This window comes from Dyadobacter endophyticus, from assembly GCF_014641595.1.
Classification (GTDB): Bacteria; Bacteroidota; Bacteroidia; order Cytophagales; family Spirosomataceae; genus Dyadobacter; species Dyadobacter endophyticus.
The window spans coordinates 801,830-816,848 of record NZ_BMIA01000002.1 but is presented as its reverse complement, the minus strand read 5'-3'; the positions used below and the strand labels follow the sequence as shown (position 1 = coordinate 816,848).

Sequence of the window (15,019 nt, the reverse complement as noted above, 5' to 3'; positions counted from 1 at the left end):
AATGTCTGAATTCAATTACAAAGAAGAACTCGCCAAAATTCCTCTCGATCCTGGTGTGTACCGGTATTTCGATGAAACGGGCGAGGTGATATATGTAGGAAAAGCGAAAAGCCTGCGCAATCGGGTTTCGAGCTATTTTTTGAAAAACAACCAGCACGACCGTAAGACGAGACGGCTCGTGAGCCAGATCCGCAGGATCGAATACACCATCGTTTTGAGCGAATGGGATGCACTGCTGCTTGAAAACCAGCTGATCAAACAATTGCAGCCTAAATTCAATATCCTTCTCAAAGACGATAAGACCTACCCGTTCATCTGCATTACCGACGAGCCTTTCCCGCGCGTATTTCCGACGCGGAATATGGACCGTACCAAAGGTACTTTTTACGGTCCGTTCGCCAATTTGCGCTCGATGCACACGCTGCTGGACATGTTTAAGGCATTGTACCAGATCCGCTCGTGCCAGTTGCCGCTGACGAAGCCAAATATCGAAGCCGGGAAATTTAAGGTTTGTCTGGAATACCACATTGGTAATTGCAAAGGACCGTGCGAAGGCTTGCAAGGAGAGGGCGAATACAATGCGGAGATCGAGCAGGTACATCATATATTGAAGGGGAATTTATCGTCGCCCCAGCAATATTTCAAAGAAAAAATGCTGGAAGCTGCCGAGCAAATGGCGTTCGAGAGAGCCCATGCCTGGAAAACGAAGATCGAGCATTTGTCGAATTTTCAAAGTAAAGCTACGGTCATTAACCCGCGTATTGGGAATATCGACGTGCTCACGATCGTTTCCGATGAGGAAGCCGCTTACCTGAATTTTATGAAAATAAAAGCGGGCTACATGGTGGCAACCCAAACGCTGGAAGTGAAGAAGAAGCTCGACGAAAGCGACATGGAAATCCTGGCGATGATGATCGTGGAAATGCGCTCTACATACGGTTCGGAGGCGAAGGAGCTTATTTCGAACCTGAAACCGGATCTGGACATGCGGCTGGAAGTGACTGTTCCGCAAATCGGCGACAAGAAGAAGTTGCTCGATATGTCCATGAAAAATGTAATGTATTTCAGAAGGGAAAAAGCCGAGCGCCGCGAAGTGGAAGCATCTGCCACCTCTTCGAAAAAAGACCGCGTGCTGATTCGCCTCAAATCCGATTTACAGATCAAGACATTGCCGCGCCATATCGAATGCTTTGATAACTCGAACATTCAGGGTACCAATCCGGTGGCTTCGATGGTTTGCTTCAAGGATGGGAAACCCTCGAAGAAGGATTACAGGCATTTCAATATCAAAACAGTGGTGGGACCTAACGACTTCGCGTCGATGAACGAGATCGTGGGCCGGCGTTACTTGCGGCTGATTGCCGAGGAACAGCCATTGCCTGATCTGATCGTGGTCGATGGGGGCAAGGGGCAGCTCGGAGCAGCTTGTGACGCGCTGAAAAGCCTGGGTATTTATGGGCAGGTACCCATTATCGGTATTGCGAAAAGATTGGAAGAAATCTATTTTCCGGAAGATTCCCTGCCATTATATATCGATAAAAAGTCGGAATCGCTGAAACTGATCCAGCAGATCCGCGACGAAGCGCACCGGTTTGCCATTACTTTCCACCGCGATAAACGCAGCAAGGCGAGCCTGGTGAGCGAGCTGGAAGGTGTTGTAGGGGTAGGGAAAGTGACCGCTACCAAGTTGCTTAAACATTTCGGCTCGGTACGTGGCATTCGCGAAAGCACGCTCGAAACGCTGACAGACCTAATCGGCCTCGACCGTGCCAAAAAAGTGCGTGCCTATTTTGATACGATGGCCGAGAATTAAAGCCCAATGTTTTTCCCGACAATATAGCCGGTTGTCCAGGCATTCTGGAAGTTGAAGCCTCCCGTAATACCGTCGACGTCGATTACCTCTCCCGAGAAGAAAAGCCCGGGAACCGACCGGCTTTCCAGCGTTTCAGGGTCAATATCGGACAATGCAATACCGCCGCAGGTTACAAACTCTTCTTTGAAAGTGGTTTTGCCTTTAACCTCAAACTGACTGTTCATCAGCAGTTCAGTCATCCGGTTCAGGACTTTGTGACTCGCATCACCCCAGCGCAACGTGTCGGGGATCTCTGCCTTTTCGGTAAATGCTTTCCAAAGCCGTGCAGGTAAGCCAAGCCTGGCGTGTGAAGCGATTTGCTGTTTTGCAGTATTAGTTTTCTCTGCGAGCAGAAAATCACGCACTTCCTGTTCCTTCATTTCCGGCAGCCAGTTGATCCGGCAAGTAAAATGGTAATCGTTTTCTGCCAGGTCGCGTGCACCCCAGGCGGAGAGTTTCAGTACGGCTGGCCCGCTGAAACCCCAGTGTGTGATCAGCAACGGCCCCTGCCATTCGTGTTTGGTACCCATTATTTTAACCAATGCATCTTTCACGGCAACGCCAGCCAGCGGGAGCAAATAGTTGTCAGGTGTATTGAATGTAAATAATGAAGGCAATGGAGAAACGATTGCGTGCCGATGCTCCTCCAACCAGTCAAAACTTTCCGCTCTTGGATAGCCGCCGGTCGCAATCAATAACCTATCGGTCGAAATCGGTTCTCCATTTGTGATCTCCAAAGTGAACACATGATCATTTTTTTGAAACGAACCGACATTGACGCTCGTCCTGATCTCGATCCCCAGGTTTCGGGCTGCTTTAATAAGGCATTCAATAATGGTATGGGACGAATCAGAAACGGGAAACATGCGCCCGTCGGCTTCGGTTTTCAACTTAACGCCTCTTTTTTCAAACCACTCGACGGTAGCATCGGCGTCGAAATGCGGAAGGAGCCTGCGGAGCAGCTTTTCACCTCTGGGGTAATTTTTGATAAAATGGCGCAGTTCGTTTGGGCGGTGCGTGACGTTACACCTTCCCCCGCCGGAAATGCGGACCTTGTTGAGTACCGTCCTGCTCTTTTCCAGAATGGTGATCTGAGCAGCCGGAAACGTCTCGGCAGCCGTGATCGCTGCCATAAAACCGGAAGCGCCGCCTCCCACAATTGTAATCGTCATAATGTCTGATTTGTCCTACAAAAATGACATGCAAGTTTTAAAAACTGCAATTTCTTTTTCTATCTTTCAAAATAGCTTCAAAAATTTCAACAAAAACCATTTAAAACTATACATGCAAAAAGTACTTGTGATCGGATTGGGAAAAGTGGGCTCGCTCGTCGCGACGCTGCTGAGCAAGCGTTTCCAGGTAACGGGGGTCGATAAAGCCCAGCCGGCCGTGCTACTGCCATTCGAAGTGGTGACAGGTGATGTCAACGACGGGTCATTTCTGGATAAGGTAATGGCGGGTTTCGATGGGGTAGTGTCGTGTATGCCTTATAACCTCAACCTGCCCATCGCACAGCGTGCGCACAAGGCCGGTATCCATTATTTCGACCTTACCGAGGACGTTCCCACCACTTCGGCGATACGCGAGATGGCCAAAGACAGCCGTAGCGTACTGGCGCCCCAATGCGGCCTGGCACCCGGTTTTATCGGTATTGTCGGAATGGACCTGGCCAAACGTTTTACCAAAATCAGGGACATCGAACTCCGCGTAGGTGCGTTGCCGCGCTACCCGAACGGGCAAATGGGTTACTCCTTCACATGGTCGCCGGCGGGAGTGGTGAACGAATACCTGAACGACGCAGAAGTGATCCACAACGGTGTCCGCAAAATGGTACCATCACTCGAAGGCATCGAAATGATCAATATCGAAGGCCAGGAATTCGAAGCATTCAGTACTTCGGGCGGCCTTGCCACCATGTGCGAAACGCTCGAAGGGAAGGTGGATACATTGAATTACAAAACCATCCGCTACCCGGGGCATTGTAGTCTCATGCGTTTCGTGCTTTACGAGCTATGCCTGAAAGATAAGCGCGCATTGGTAGAGGAAATCCTGACGGAAGCCAAGCCGCCCGTGCAGCAGGATGTGGTGTATGTGTATGCAGTTGTGGAAGGCTGGAAAGGCAGCCACCTCGAAAGGGAAGAATTTTATCAGGCCTATCACCCTATTCAGATAGATGGCCAGCATTGGAGGGCCATTTCCTGGACTACGGCAGCTTCTATTGCGTCGGTAGTCGAAATGGTGGCCGACGGCGTTTTGCCTGCTAGTGGGTTTATCCGCCAGGAGGACATTGTATTGGATGATTTTTTCAAGACAATGAATGGACAGTTTTTTAAGAATATAGGCTGAGTTTGTATGGAAGGGATCAATGTAATTCTTGAAAAGCTAGGCATTGGGGACGTCAATCACGGGGTAACGACCGGCCAATCGAGCTGGGAAGGCGGTGGCGCATTGCTGGAATCCTTTTCGCCGGTGGATGGCCGGAAAATCGGTTCCGTAACGCAAGCTGCCCGGGCAGATTATGACCGTCTCGTGGAAGCGGCTTCACTGGCATTCAAAACCTGGCGAAGCATACCAGCGCCCAAACGCGGTGAAATTGTACGACAAATGGGCGTGAAACTGCGCGAATTCAAACAGGAACTTGGCACGCTAGTCAGCTATGAAATGGGTAAGAGCTTGCAGGAGGGGCTGGGGGAGGTCCAGGAAATGATCGACATCTGCGATTTCGCTACTGGGCTCTCGCGCCAGCTTTACGGGCTCACTATGCACAGCGAGCGCCCGCAGCACCGCATGTACGAGCAATGGCACCCGCTGGGCGTGGTAGGCGTCATTTCCGCATTCAATTTTCCCGTGGCGGTGTGGTCGTGGAATGCGATGGTCGCGTGGGTGTGCGGGAATGTGTGCGTGTGGAAGCCTTCGGAGAAAACGCCTTTGACGGCCATTGCCTGCCAGAACATTATACTGGATGTATTGAAAAATAACAACGTACCGGAAGGCGTGTCGTGCATTGTCTCCGGCGGGCGCGACGTGGGCGAATTCCTTGCGCAAGATCCGCGGATCGCATTGGTATCAGCAACAGGCAGTGTCCCGATGGGCCGTTCCGTAGGAGAGGCTGTCGCCCGGAGATTAGGAAAAAGTCTGCTCGAACTGGGCGGCAACAATGCCATTATCGTAACGCCGACGGCCGATTTGAAAGTAGCCATTCCGGCAATCGTTTTCGGCGCGGTAGGAACGGCCGGTCAGCGATGCACATCTACCCGCCGTTTGATTGTGCACGAATCCATATTTGAAGAGGTGAAAAACCGTTTGAAAAAAGCATACGGCCAGCTGAAAATCGGTAACCCGCTCGATCCGCATAACCACGTCGGGCCGCTGATCGACAAACAGGCAGTAATACAGTTCCACCATGCCGTTGAACAAATAAAACAGGCAGGAGGCACATTCGTAGTGGAGCCCGGTGCGCCGGAGGGCGACCAATATGCATCCGGCTGCTACGTTTCGCCCTGCATTGCCGAGGTAGAAAACCATTGGGCTATTGTGCAGCACGAAACATTCGCGCCGATCCTGTACCTGATCCGTTACAGCGATCTCCACGAAGCGATTGCATTGCAAAACGATGTGCCGCAGGGGCTTTCGTCGGCTGTCTTTACTACCGATTTGCGGGATGCCGAGCGGTTCCTCTCCTTTGCGGGGTCGGACTGTGGCATTGCCAATGTGAATATCGGTACGTCGGGCGCGGAGATTGGCGGCGCGTTTGGCGGTGAAAAAGAAACCGGTGGAGGGCGGGAATCGGGATCGGATGCGTGGAAAACCTATATGCGCCGACAAACCAATACGATCAATTACGGTACCGAGTTGCCCCTGGCGCAGGGAATAAAGTTTGAGATTGAGTAATTAAAATTTCTAACTTTGTACAAGTCGGTTGCACATTATATTTTCAGATTTAAATTTTCGGAATGAAATATCAGCTTACATCGGAGCAAATCTCGTCCAAAGTGGGGGGGGAAACTGTGGTACTTAACCATAGTAAAGGGGCGTATTACGGTCTGGATGAAGTTGGGGTTTTGATTTGGGACACGCTGGAAAAGGGCCCGCAGACGATCGAATCGTTATGCGACGCGGTAACGAGCGCGTATAACATCGATTCCGATACCTGTAAGAGCGACATCGACGGATTATTAAAGGATTTGATTGCCGAACGACTGGTTGAAATAATCAAATAGATTTTGGGTAAAATCGGTAAGCTGATAGGGAAATGGCGGAGCTTGTCCGGACCGGAGAAATGGATATTCCTGCGGGCTGCCTGGTGTTTGCTGTGGATCAAAGCCGGACTTCTTTTGCTTCCGTTTCCATTGTTCAGGAAATGGTATCACCGGGTCAGTCGTCCGAACCAAGTTAGGGAGGCGGGGCCGGAAAGAATGGAGCGGACCGTTTGGGCGGTGGATACGGCGGCGAATTTGCTGCCATTTGAGCTTTTGTGCCTGCCACGTGCCCTTGCTACCAAATATCTGCTCCGGAATTCGCCTGCATTAACCCTGGAAATAGGCATAGAGATCAACCCTGCCAAGCAATTTGAGGCGCATGCCTGGGTGGAGCAAAACGGCAACATCGTCATCGGGCGCTGGCCCGACACCGTTTCCTACAAAAGGCTCTGGGTCTGGGAATGATTTAATTTGAATTTACACACATGCGCCATTACACCGCCTTCGGGCTCCATATCCATTCAGAAATTCCCTTGCCTGAACTGGCCGAAGGCGACCCGCATTCCACTGCCGACGTTTGCATCCGTACAGGCGCTATCGCGCTCCCGCCCATGCGTCCGACCATGATTTACAGGCGGGGTATCAAGGCATTTTTTGGGCAGGATGATCAGGCATCGTATTTGGATTGGGCTGGTGTGGCGTCTTTTAAAGCATCTGGCGGCAATGAACTGTTGGTTTCTCCCGTGGCTGCGGATGGTAACATTATTAGCCTTTTTACGGTCAGTGAAGCCTTAGGTCTTATTTTGTTTCAAAAAGGATATTTTCTTCTCCATGCGAGTGCCGTTGTGCTCGGGGACGAGGCCTGGTGCTTCATGGGCATGCCCGGTGCGGGAAAATCGAGCACGGCAGCGGCGTTTATTAAGGCGGGTTGCAGGCTGTTGAGTGACGACCTTACCGCTATTACCTTCGATGAAGCAGGAAAGCCGGTTGTTGTTCCGGCCTATCCGCAGCTTAAAATATGGGAAAAGACGGTCGCTGGTTTGCGTTATGATATGTCGGCCCTCGAACCGGTCAGCGAAGGGGTCAATAAATTTGCATATCAGCCCCGCGAGCAGTTTCCTACCAAGGTCATTCCCTTGAAAAAGGTGTTTTTCCTGCACAGAGCGCGAAATAAACCGGCTGTTCAAAATTTGAATATGGCCGAAATACCGGGAGAAATGCTGCGTAACTTTCCGCTGCCCATAGAACTTTTAAAGGAGGATAGCCTCAAAAAGCACTTTTTCCAAAGTTTACAATGTGCCAAATCGGCGGAAATACTTAGGAAAAGGCGGCCGGAGGGTTTTGACAACCTGGAAAAATGGGTAGAGACGAGCGTCCGTGAACAACTAATCGCGGAATAGCATGCAACGCATCAAAATCTCCCCCGAACTGGCATATCTCATTGATGCGGCTGCGTTGCCTTCGGGGCATCAGCCATTTGAAACCGAGATTACCCAGTTTGACCCGGAGAAATTCTCGACGCTCGCGAAATGGCACCAGATCAGGCCACTGGCATTTGAATATGCGCAGGAAAAGGCACTTGCTCTTCCCGATAATGTGCTCAAAATGCTGCGCGAATTCACGCTTGGGCAGGCGGTGACGAACATGGCTTTCCTGGGGATATGCGTTCGACTGTATAATCGTTTGATTGATAGCCAGGTACATGTTTTCCCAATGAAAGGTGCGCTATGGGCATGGATGCTTTACGACAAGCCCGCTTTGCGAGAATTTGGGGATATCGATTATTTTGTCGGTAAGGAAGATGTTTCCAAGAGCCTGGATATCCTTCTGGGTGAAGGTTTTGCTGCGGACAACTACCGCCACTATTTGCTGACGGAGAAGGCTGTCGTCGACGACTATCTCGATACCGACTACCAGCTTCCGCTTACACCCCTGAGCGAGCACGCATTGCAATCGCTGGAAATTCAGTGGAACTGTACTTATCCGAGGTATTGCTACAATTTTACTTGGGATGAACTGGCCGGGAATCTATTCGAATTCAATATGATGGGGAAACCGGTGCTTGTTCCAAGAATGGAGACGCAGCTGATTATGATGGTGATCCACCATGGTGGGGTAGAACAGTGGGATAAGCTGAAATATTTGGCTGACTTCGTGAGGCTGCTTGACAAGTCGGCCGGCTCGCTGGACTGGAAATATATCAATCGTGTTACCCGAACAAAGGGTTTCAATAAACTCCTCCTCGAATCGCTTGGTGTGGCAGGGTACCTTAGCGGACGGGATTATCTCAGGTACGCAGGCGTGTCCGAAAGCTATCCTTCGGAAGGTTTTTTGAAAGATATTCTAGCCCATTGGGAGAACGAACGACCTTCCTTAAAAACAAAAACCTGGCGCATTTTTCTCTACAATATAAAATACCGCGACAAATGGTCGGATAAACTTTCCATTGTCGCGGCACATCTCGGGTATCTAACCCATTGGAAGCTTTTGTGGCACAAGATCAGCTGGTACAGGAACCAGCCGTCAGGTGAGGCTGACCGTGATCGTGCCGTCAATGCTATGTCCGGGCGCGAGGATATTTAGGCCTTCGCCGGTGTTGAATGCATCCACATTGGCTGTAAGCGCCTCGATGGCGACACAATCACGCGCCGGTGGCGTGTACACGACGAGGTAGTTGAATTTTCCCTCCCCGGTTTCCTGCTGAATGCGCAACGTGACATCCTGGTTTTTGGAGATCAGTTCCGTAACCGCCTGTCCGCCGGTGGCGTCCACAATGAAACAGTTATCGAATTCCTTACGGTGCAACAAAGCCGGCATCGCCATATCGAATGGCTCGGTGCCGACAGGGATAAGGTTTTCATTGAAGGTGACCAGACGTTTCGACGGAATATTGATCTTCCACGCCTCTACATCCTCATTGCCTAGCAACCAGTATGGATGCCAGCCGAACATGGCAGGGCAAGGTGATTGCCCATTGTTCTTAGCTTCATATTTCAATTCGAAACGGCCGTCCGCATGCAGCGTGTAGCGGACCGAGAAATGCACCTGGAAGGGATAACCTTCCGGATTATCAATGGTATAAGACAGCTGAATGGACGCATTATCCTCGTGAATAACTTGTTCGTCGAGGTGGAAATGATTTTTACGCACCAGTCCGTGAATGGCATTCAGGCCGCCGTCTTCGTTTTTGTGCAATTGATAGTTCTTGCCTAAAAATTTGTATTTCCCTTCCGGAATGCGGCTCGCGAAGGGGAATAGCAATTCGCTGGCGCTTTTCGTATCAGCAATCAGCGCCGACGGGGTCGGGGGCGTTTTCAGAACTGAAAAAAGGGTCAGATTTTTGCGAAGGGAAAGCTGACGGACAATACCGCCCAACTCCGGAATGACTACACAGCGGTTTTCAGTGGTTGTTTCATGTATCACATATTCGGTAAGTTCACCGAAATGTTGTTTGAAGATTTCAAAGGGCATATGCTTTTGATGGTTTAGGGTCAAACGGTTTATATATGTTGTAAAAATAATAGCCGGACAGGTTGAATTGTCCGGCTATCAGATTTTTATTCACTTAAAAAGTGCCTATTCGTTGTTGGCGCTTTTTTCGGCTTCCGCCATTTCTTCTTCTTTGCGTTCTTTTTCGAGCGTCTGTTTCACCACTTCTTCATGGATTGCAGCTTCTTCGTTCGAACGACGGTTGATATAAGCCTGGTAGCTCGTTTCCTTTTCGTAAGGACGTTTCCCGATCAGCTTTTCGAGGTCGGCCTGGAACAGAATTTCTTTTTCCAGCAATTCTTTCGCCAACACTTCCAATGCATCACGTTTCTCGTTCAGCAAGCCTTTGACGAACTGATAGGCCTGATCGACCAACTTTCTTACTTCTTCGTCAATCGCTTGTGAAGTCGATTCGGAGTAAGGTTTGGTGAATGCGTAGTCGGATTGTTTCGAATCGTAGAACGAAATGTTACCGATGCGCTCGTTCATGCCGTACATGGTTACCATGCTGTATGCCACTTTGGTGACTCTTTCGAGGTCACTTAGTGCGCCGGTAGAAATCTTTCCGAATACTACATCTTCCGCAGCGCGGCCGCCCAATGTCATACACATTTCATCGAACAGCTGCTCGGTACGGTACAGATACTGCTCACGCGGGAGATATTGTGCGTAACCCAATGCCGCTACACCACGAGGTACGATCGACACTTTCACCAATGGATCGGCGTGTTCGAGGAACCAGCCCGCCACCGCATGGCCCGCCTCGTGGTAAGCCACGATTTGTTTCTCTTCGGGTGAGATCAGTTTGTTTTTCTTTTCCAAACCACCGATTACACGGTCCATCGCATCCTGGAAGTCTTGCATTGTCACCTCCTCACGGTTACGACGGGCGGCGATCAACGCTGCTTCGTTACAAACGTTCGCGATTTCAGCGCCGGCAAAGCCAGGAGTCTGGGACGAAAGTTTCTGGATATTAACGTCGGTAGCCAGTTTCAATGGTTTCAAATGCACTTTGAAAATTGCTTCACGACCGATTACGTCCGGCTTGTCAACCGAAATCTGTCGGTCGAAACGTCCCGGACGGAGCAATGCAGGGTCGAGTACGTCGGGGCGGTTGGTGGCCGCTACGATGATGATGCCGGAGTCGGTTGCGAAACCGTCCATTTCCACCAGCAAGGAGTTCAATGTATTCTCACGTTCGTCGTTGGAGCCAGGCATTGCGCCACGGCCACGTGAACGACCAACTGCGTCGATTTCATCGATAAAGATGATACAAGGCGCCTTTTCTTTTGCTTGTTTAAAAAGGTCACGCACACGTGCAGCACCTACACCCACAAACATTTCCACGAAATCGGAACCTGAAAGGGAGAAGAATGGCACGCCTGCTTCACCCGCAACTGCTTTCGCGAGCAACGTTTTACCCGTTCCCGGAGGGCCTACGAGTAATGCACCTTTGGGGATTTTCGCACCCAGTTTCTTGAATTTGTCAGGACTTTGAAGGTATTCTACAATCTCTTTAATCTCTTCTTTCGCTTCGTCGAGGCCGGCTACATCGTTAAATGTGATTTTAACCTTGTTTTCTGCGTCGAAAAGCGTCGCACGTGAGCGGCCGATATTGAAGATCTGGCCACCTGGACCTACACCGCCTGACATTCTGCCAAGGATGAAGTACATTACCAGGATCATGACAATGAAAAAGCCCCAGGTTCCGAGGAAACTGGTCCAGTCGTTGCGGGTATCTACCACAAAAGGCACTTTATCATCGTCGGGGGTACCTTCCTGCATTTTATCGAAATCCTTCTTGAAGGTCTCTGCCGATGTTACCTGAAACTGGTAGTGAGAGGCAGTTTCTCCGCCGAAATAGTTATTTTCCTTTGCAACTACCCTGTATTTGTCGAGTTTAAGGGCCTCGGGTTTAAGCGTAACCTCTACTGACTTGTCGTTCACAATCGTAACACGCTCCACTTCCTTGTCCGCCATCATTTTCTCAAAACGTTTCTGAGTTGTTTCGCGGATTGTCGATGTTCTGTTGAGGTACGTGATTCCGAGTATAGTAGCGATCAGAGCGGCTATAATCCAACCTTGATATCCCTTCTGAGGACTTTTAGGGTTGAGTGGCCCCCTTTTGTTATCGTTTTCAGACATTCGTTCGTTTTAATTAAGAGGAAATATAATAAACAACAATCCCGGCGGGGCTAATGTTCACCCGGCGGGCCTTTATACCATGGAGTCTTCCAGGTATGTCACCTCTGCATCTCCCCAAAGTTCTTCCAGATCGTAATGTTTGCGGCGTTCTTTGTTGAAAATATGTGCGACAACATCGACATAATCAATCAAAATCCATTCCCCATTCGCCTTTCCTTCTTTTTGCCAGGGCTCTGTTTTGGATATTTTATAAACTTCGTCTTCAACCGAGTTGGCCAAAGCATCTATTTGTGTGTCGGAATTCCCCGAGCAAATCACGAAAAAGTCGGTTATTGAATTTTTTACTTTTCTGAGGTCTAATATGGCAATGTCCAAACCCTTCTTTTCTGTCATGCCCTTCACCACCAGTTCGGTGAGATCTTTTGAGGATAGTTCTTTATTTTTGCGTTGTTTCATGCGTAGTTATTTCCTTTTCTAAAACCCTAAAGTAAAACAAAAAAATTGTACAACTCCACACAGGATACGCTAATAATTGGTAAAAAAGTAATATATCTGCCAACTTGTCATTCCACCAACGACATAGCGGCTGAAATAGTACATGCAGGACTGTTTGAGGAAGGAACGGTTGTCATTACCGACAATCAGGTAAAAGGAAGAGGCCAGCGCGGGACAGTCTGGAACGCTAATGCAGGCGAAAATCTTACATTTTCAGTAGTTCTTACCCCAGGTTTTCTGCCAATTCCTGAGCAATTCCTGATCAGTCAGGTGACGGCGCTCGCCATCCGGAGCTACCTGGGCAGCTATGTGGCCGATACGAAAGTGAAATGGCCGAACGATATTTATATGAACAACCGTAAAGCGGTAGGGGTACTGATCGAAAACTCATTGCAGGGAAACCGTTTTGCGACCTCAATCGTCGGTATTGGGGTGAATATCAACCAGTCGGTGTTTGAGAGCGACCACGCGACTTCGCTTGCGCGGGAGACTGACCGCAGGTTTTCACTGGCGGAAGAGTTTCGTAAGCTGCTGAAATTCCTGGACGCCTATTACGTCCGGTTGCGCTCCGGTTCCCAGCACGACGCGATCCGCGCCGAGTACCTCAATCATTTACATGGTTATCGGCAAGAAGTGAGATTTCTCCATAAAGGAAACATAACAAACGGCTCGGTGACCAATGTGACGACGCTTGGAAAATTGCGTGTCAGACTGGCTACCGAGCCGGAAGAATTGGAATTCGGGTTGAAAGAAATCGAGTGGGTCAGGGATTGATCAACCCCATTTGCCCAGCACCGCCATTACCGTCGCGCATATACCCAAGCCCAGCGACTCTCGTGCAAGTTCAATATTGAGGCTCCTCATGGCAGTTTCTCCAAAGAAAATACCTTCGAATTCAGGCGGCCATTGCAGGATCGCAGCCACCAGATAACCAGCCCCAAGCACGTAAAACACCCAGGAAGGCCAAAGCTCCCGGATGCTCATGAAGCAAGCGAGGGCGGCGAAGCTGTAAACGGCGATCCAGATACCGGAATCGGGGTCGTTCAGCTGCAAATAGGCAAAAATGACAAAGATTATGCCGAAAAATATCTTGATAAGTCTCATGACAAAGCGGGTTTGGTTTTAAAGGTTTAACACATTATTTCTGACAAAATTGCGCCAATGCGTTGGCAGCGTCGCTATATCCCAGGTTCAGCGCCTGTTTCAGGCTGGTACAGCCCAAATCTTTTTCCCCATCGTTATACTGCGCAAGGCCCAGGCCATAAAATGCCTTTCCATATTGGCCGTCCAGCTTCACCGTTTGACGGAATGCTAATACCGCTTGTTTGAAATCCTGCGACCTGTAATAGGTGTTTCCAAGGTTATACCAGGCTTGTTTGTTGTTAGCATCGAGCCGGGTCGCTTTTTCGAAATCCTTGATCGCGTCAGGCGTCTTATCCATGAGGACGAGCAACTGGCCGCGGTTCAGGAAAACATCGGCAGTATCGGGCGCGAGCTCGGCCGATTTGTTATAATCCGTAAATGCGGAATCCAGCTTGTTTTCGTCCGTATAGAGCAATGCGCGGTTGAAGTAGGGCCGGTAGGAGCCCGGTTGCAGCTTGATCGCCTGACCAAAGTCCAGCAAGGCGTTGGGGTATTCTTTCAACTCATAATAAGCCACGCCGCGGAGGTTGAACGCATCGGCATTGGTGGTATTTTTTTCAATGGCTTTGTTGATAAATTCAATGGCTTCGCGGGTCTTGCCCTGTTGCATAAGCTCTTTGCCTTTTTGGAGAAATGCGTCGGAGGATTGGGAGCAAGAGTAAAGGAAAATCAGAAAAAATAAAAAAAATAATCGGGGCATACTGGTTCATTTCTAGTTGATTCACGCAAAAGTAAGGGGAAACGTCAAAGGAATGTTTTCTTTTTGTTAATAAAATGTCTTTATCTTTGCATCGGCAAATCGGAACTACCAGCTCCTTTCGAATCCCCCAGGTCCTGACGGAAGCAAGGGTAGATGGTCGATGCGGTGAGATTCTCGGTTTGCCTTTTTTTATTTCCTTCCCCCCTGTATTCCACCCTTCTTTCTTTTGCTTTTGTTCAGGGTTTCCTACTTTTGTGGAATATTCTAACCAATAAATTTTCAATATGAAATTTTTCATTGATACTGCGAACCTGAACGAAATTCGGGAAGCGCAGGCGCTTGGTGTATTAGACGGTGTTACCACCAACCCATCTTTGATGGCGAAAGAAGGAATTACGGGTAAGGATAATATAATGCGTCACTACAAAGCTATCTGCGACATTGTGGATGGCGACGTAAGTGCGGAAGTAATCTCAGTTGATTTCGAAGGAATGGTGCGCGAAGGCGAAGAGCTGGTTGAGATCGACGAGAAAATCGTGGTAAAAATCCCGATGATCAGAGAAGGTATCAAAGCGCTGAAATATTTCTCAGGCAAAGGCATCCGTACCAACTGTACGCTGATCTTCTCCCCAGGACAAGCTCTGGTAGCCGCGAAAGCCGGTGCTACTTACATTTCTCCATTCGTAGGTCGCCTTGACGATATTTCTACCGACGGTATCGCGCTGATCGAGCAGATCCTGACTATTTACAGAAACTATGGTTTCGATACGCAGGTACTTGCAGCATCAGTTCGTCACCCAATGCACATCATTCAATGCGCAGAAGTAGGTGCTGATGTTATGACAGGCCCATTGAGCGCTATCGAAGCATTGCTGAAACACCCATTGACCGATATCGGTCTTGAAAAATTCCTTTCGGATTATAATAAAGGGAATGCTTAATTGATATTGTCACGCTGAGCGCAGTCGAAGTGCATGCACGCTGTTGCAATTATGC

General features: G+C 49.4%; 15 protein-coding genes. 9 read left to right on the top strand and 6 right to left on the bottom strand.

The window, feature by feature from the left end; genetic code table 11:
• Position 1 precedes the first annotated feature (1 nt).
• Complete coding sequence (gene uvrC, locus IEY24_RS15630) at positions 2 to 1,813, top strand: excinuclease ABC subunit UvrC (protein ID WP_188933689.1); 1,812 nt, start codon at positions 2 to 4, stop codon at positions 1,811 to 1,813.
• On the opposite strand, the gene IEY24_RS15625 is transcribed toward uvrC, so the two are convergent.
• Positions 1,810 to 3,024, bottom strand: a complete 1,215-nt coding sequence (locus IEY24_RS15625) for a BaiN/RdsA family NAD(P)/FAD-dependent oxidoreductase (protein ID WP_188933687.1) — start codon at positions 3,022 to 3,024, stop codon at positions 1,810 to 1,812. The two genes, uvrC and IEY24_RS15625, sit on opposite strands and share 4 nt — an antisense overlap.
• 112 nt (positions 3,025 to 3,136) lie before the next feature.
• Here IEY24_RS15625 and IEY24_RS15620 point away from each other — a divergent pair, with 112 nt between their 5' ends.
• The 6 genes from IEY24_RS15620 (at position 3,137) to IEY24_RS15595 (ending at position 8,634) form a co-directional block, all read left to right on the top strand.
• Positions 3,137 to 4,198 carry a saccharopine dehydrogenase family protein gene (locus tag IEY24_RS15620; RefSeq protein WP_188933685.1) on the top strand — a complete coding sequence of 354 codons (1,062 nt, stop codon included), beginning with the start codon at positions 3,137 to 3,139 and terminating at the stop codon, positions 4,196 to 4,198.
• Positions 4,199 to 4,204: 6 nt separating this feature from the next.
• Positions 4,205 to 5,743, top strand: coding sequence for an L-piperidine-6-carboxylate dehydrogenase (amaB, locus tag IEY24_RS15615; RefSeq protein ID WP_188933683.1), 1,539 nt, complete (start codon positions 4,205 to 4,207; stop codon positions 5,741 to 5,743).
• 62 nt (positions 5,744 to 5,805) lie between these two features.
• Entirely contained in the window at positions 5,806 to 6,072 is a 267-nt protein-coding gene (locus tag IEY24_RS15610; protein WP_188933681.1) for a PqqD family protein, read from the top strand.
• 3 nt (positions 6,073 to 6,075) lie between these two features.
• Entirely contained in the window at positions 6,076 to 6,516 is a 441-nt protein-coding gene (locus IEY24_RS15605; protein ID WP_188933679.1) for a lasso peptide biosynthesis B2 protein, read from the top strand.
• Positions 6,517 to 6,536: 20 nt separating this feature from the next.
• A complete protein-coding gene (locus tag IEY24_RS15600) occupies positions 6,537 to 7,451 on the top strand; it encodes a serine kinase (RefSeq protein WP_188933677.1) in 915 nt (304 codons plus the stop codon).
• Between the two features lies 1 nt (position 7,452).
• The gene (locus tag IEY24_RS15595) at positions 7,453 to 8,634 is read left to right on the top strand and encodes a nucleotidyltransferase domain-containing protein (protein ID WP_188933675.1); all 1,182 of its coding nucleotides are present in this window, start codon (positions 7,453 to 7,455) and stop codon (positions 8,632 to 8,634) included.
• Here the strand turns inward: IEY24_RS15595 and IEY24_RS15590 are convergent.
• The 3 genes from IEY24_RS15590 to rsfS all read right to left on the bottom strand — a co-directional run bounded on the left by IEY24_RS15590 (position 8,575) and on the right by rsfS (position 12,141).
• Positions 8,575 to 9,522 carry an aldose 1-epimerase gene (locus IEY24_RS15590; protein ID WP_188933673.1) on the bottom strand — a complete coding sequence of 316 codons (948 nt, stop codon included), beginning with the start codon at positions 9,520 to 9,522 and terminating at the stop codon, positions 8,575 to 8,577. The genes IEY24_RS15595 and IEY24_RS15590 overlap by 60 nt on opposite strands.
• 105 nt (positions 9,523 to 9,627) lie before the next feature.
• Positions 9,628 to 11,685, bottom strand: a complete 2,058-nt coding sequence (gene ftsH / locus IEY24_RS15585; protein ID WP_188933671.1) for an ATP-dependent zinc metalloprotease FtsH — start codon at positions 11,683 to 11,685, stop codon at positions 9,628 to 9,630.
• A gap of 72 nt (positions 11,686 to 11,757) precedes the next feature.
• A complete protein-coding gene (rsfS, locus tag IEY24_RS15580; RefSeq protein WP_188933669.1) occupies positions 11,758 to 12,141 on the bottom strand; it encodes a ribosome silencing factor in 384 nt (127 codons plus the stop codon).
• Between the two features lie 45 nt (positions 12,142 to 12,186).
• Between rsfS and IEY24_RS15575 the strand changes: the two genes are divergently transcribed.
• Positions 12,187 to 12,954 (top strand): biotin--[acetyl-CoA-carboxylase] ligase, encoded by a 768-nt coding sequence (locus IEY24_RS15575; protein ID WP_188933667.1) that lies wholly within the window; start codon positions 12,187 to 12,189, stop codon positions 12,952 to 12,954.
• Here the strand turns inward: IEY24_RS15575 and IEY24_RS15570 are convergent, their stop codons facing one another.
• Entirely contained in the window at positions 12,955 to 13,284 is a 330-nt protein-coding gene (locus IEY24_RS15570; RefSeq protein ID WP_188933665.1) for a transmembrane 220 family protein, read from the bottom strand. It abuts the gene before it with no gap.
• Positions 13,285 to 13,318: 34 nt separating this feature from the next.
• A complete protein-coding gene (locus IEY24_RS15565; RefSeq protein ID WP_188933663.1) occupies positions 13,319 to 14,023 on the bottom strand; it encodes a tetratricopeptide repeat protein in 705 nt (234 codons plus the stop codon).
• A 284-nt stretch (positions 14,024 to 14,307) separates the two neighbouring features.
• On the opposite strand from IEY24_RS15565, the gene fsa reads away from it, so the two are divergent.
• Positions 14,308 to 14,964 (top strand): fructose-6-phosphate aldolase, encoded by a 657-nt coding sequence (gene fsa, locus IEY24_RS15560; protein ID WP_188933661.1) that lies wholly within the window; start codon positions 14,308 to 14,310, stop codon positions 14,962 to 14,964.
• Positions 14,965 to 15,019: the final 55 nt, after the last annotated feature.

What these genes read in the sequence shown, in the direction of transcription:
- rsfS (WP_188933669.1), bottom strand. Translation starts at nt 12,141, where the DNA reads ATGAAACAACGCAAAAATAAAGAACTATCCTCAAAAGATCTCACCGAA.
- fsa (WP_188933661.1), top strand. Translation starts at nt 14,308, where the DNA reads ATGAAATTTTTCATTGATACTGCGAACCTGAACGAAATTCGGGAAGCG.
- IEY24_RS15590 (WP_188933673.1), bottom strand. Translation starts at nt 9,522, where the DNA reads ATGCCCTTTGAAATCTTCAAACAACATTTCGGTGAACTTACCGAATAT.
- uvrC (WP_188933689.1), top strand. Translation starts at nt 2, where the DNA reads ATGTCTGAATTCAATTACAAAGAAGAACTCGCCAAAATTCCTCTCGAT.
- IEY24_RS15600 (WP_188933677.1), top strand. Translation starts at nt 6,537, where the DNA reads ATGCGCCATTACACCGCCTTCGGGCTCCATATCCATTCAGAAATTCCC.
- IEY24_RS15620 (WP_188933685.1), top strand. Translation starts at nt 3,137, where the DNA reads ATGCAAAAAGTACTTGTGATCGGATTGGGAAAAGTGGGCTCGCTCGTC.
- IEY24_RS15570 (WP_188933665.1), bottom strand. Translation starts at nt 13,284, where the DNA reads ATGAGACTTATCAAGATATTTTTCGGCATAATCTTTGTCATTTTTGCC.
- amaB (WP_188933683.1), top strand. Translation starts at nt 4,205, where the DNA reads ATGGAAGGGATCAATGTAATTCTTGAAAAGCTAGGCATTGGGGACGTC.
- ftsH (WP_188933671.1), bottom strand. Translation starts at nt 11,685, where the DNA reads ATGTCTGAAAACGATAACAAAAGGGGGCCACTCAACCCTAAAAGTCCT.
- IEY24_RS15595 (WP_188933675.1), top strand. Translation starts at nt 7,453, where the DNA reads ATGCAACGCATCAAAATCTCCCCCGAACTGGCATATCTCATTGATGCG.
- IEY24_RS15625 (WP_188933687.1), bottom strand. Translation starts at nt 3,024, where the DNA reads ATGACGATTACAATTGTGGGAGGCGGCGCTTCCGGTTTTATGGCAGCG.
- IEY24_RS15610 (WP_188933681.1), top strand. Translation starts at nt 5,806, where the DNA reads ATGAAATATCAGCTTACATCGGAGCAAATCTCGTCCAAAGTGGGGGGG.
- IEY24_RS15565 (WP_188933663.1), bottom strand. Translation starts at nt 14,023, where the DNA reads ATGCCCCGATTATTTTTTTTATTTTTTCTGATTTTCCTTTACTCTTGC.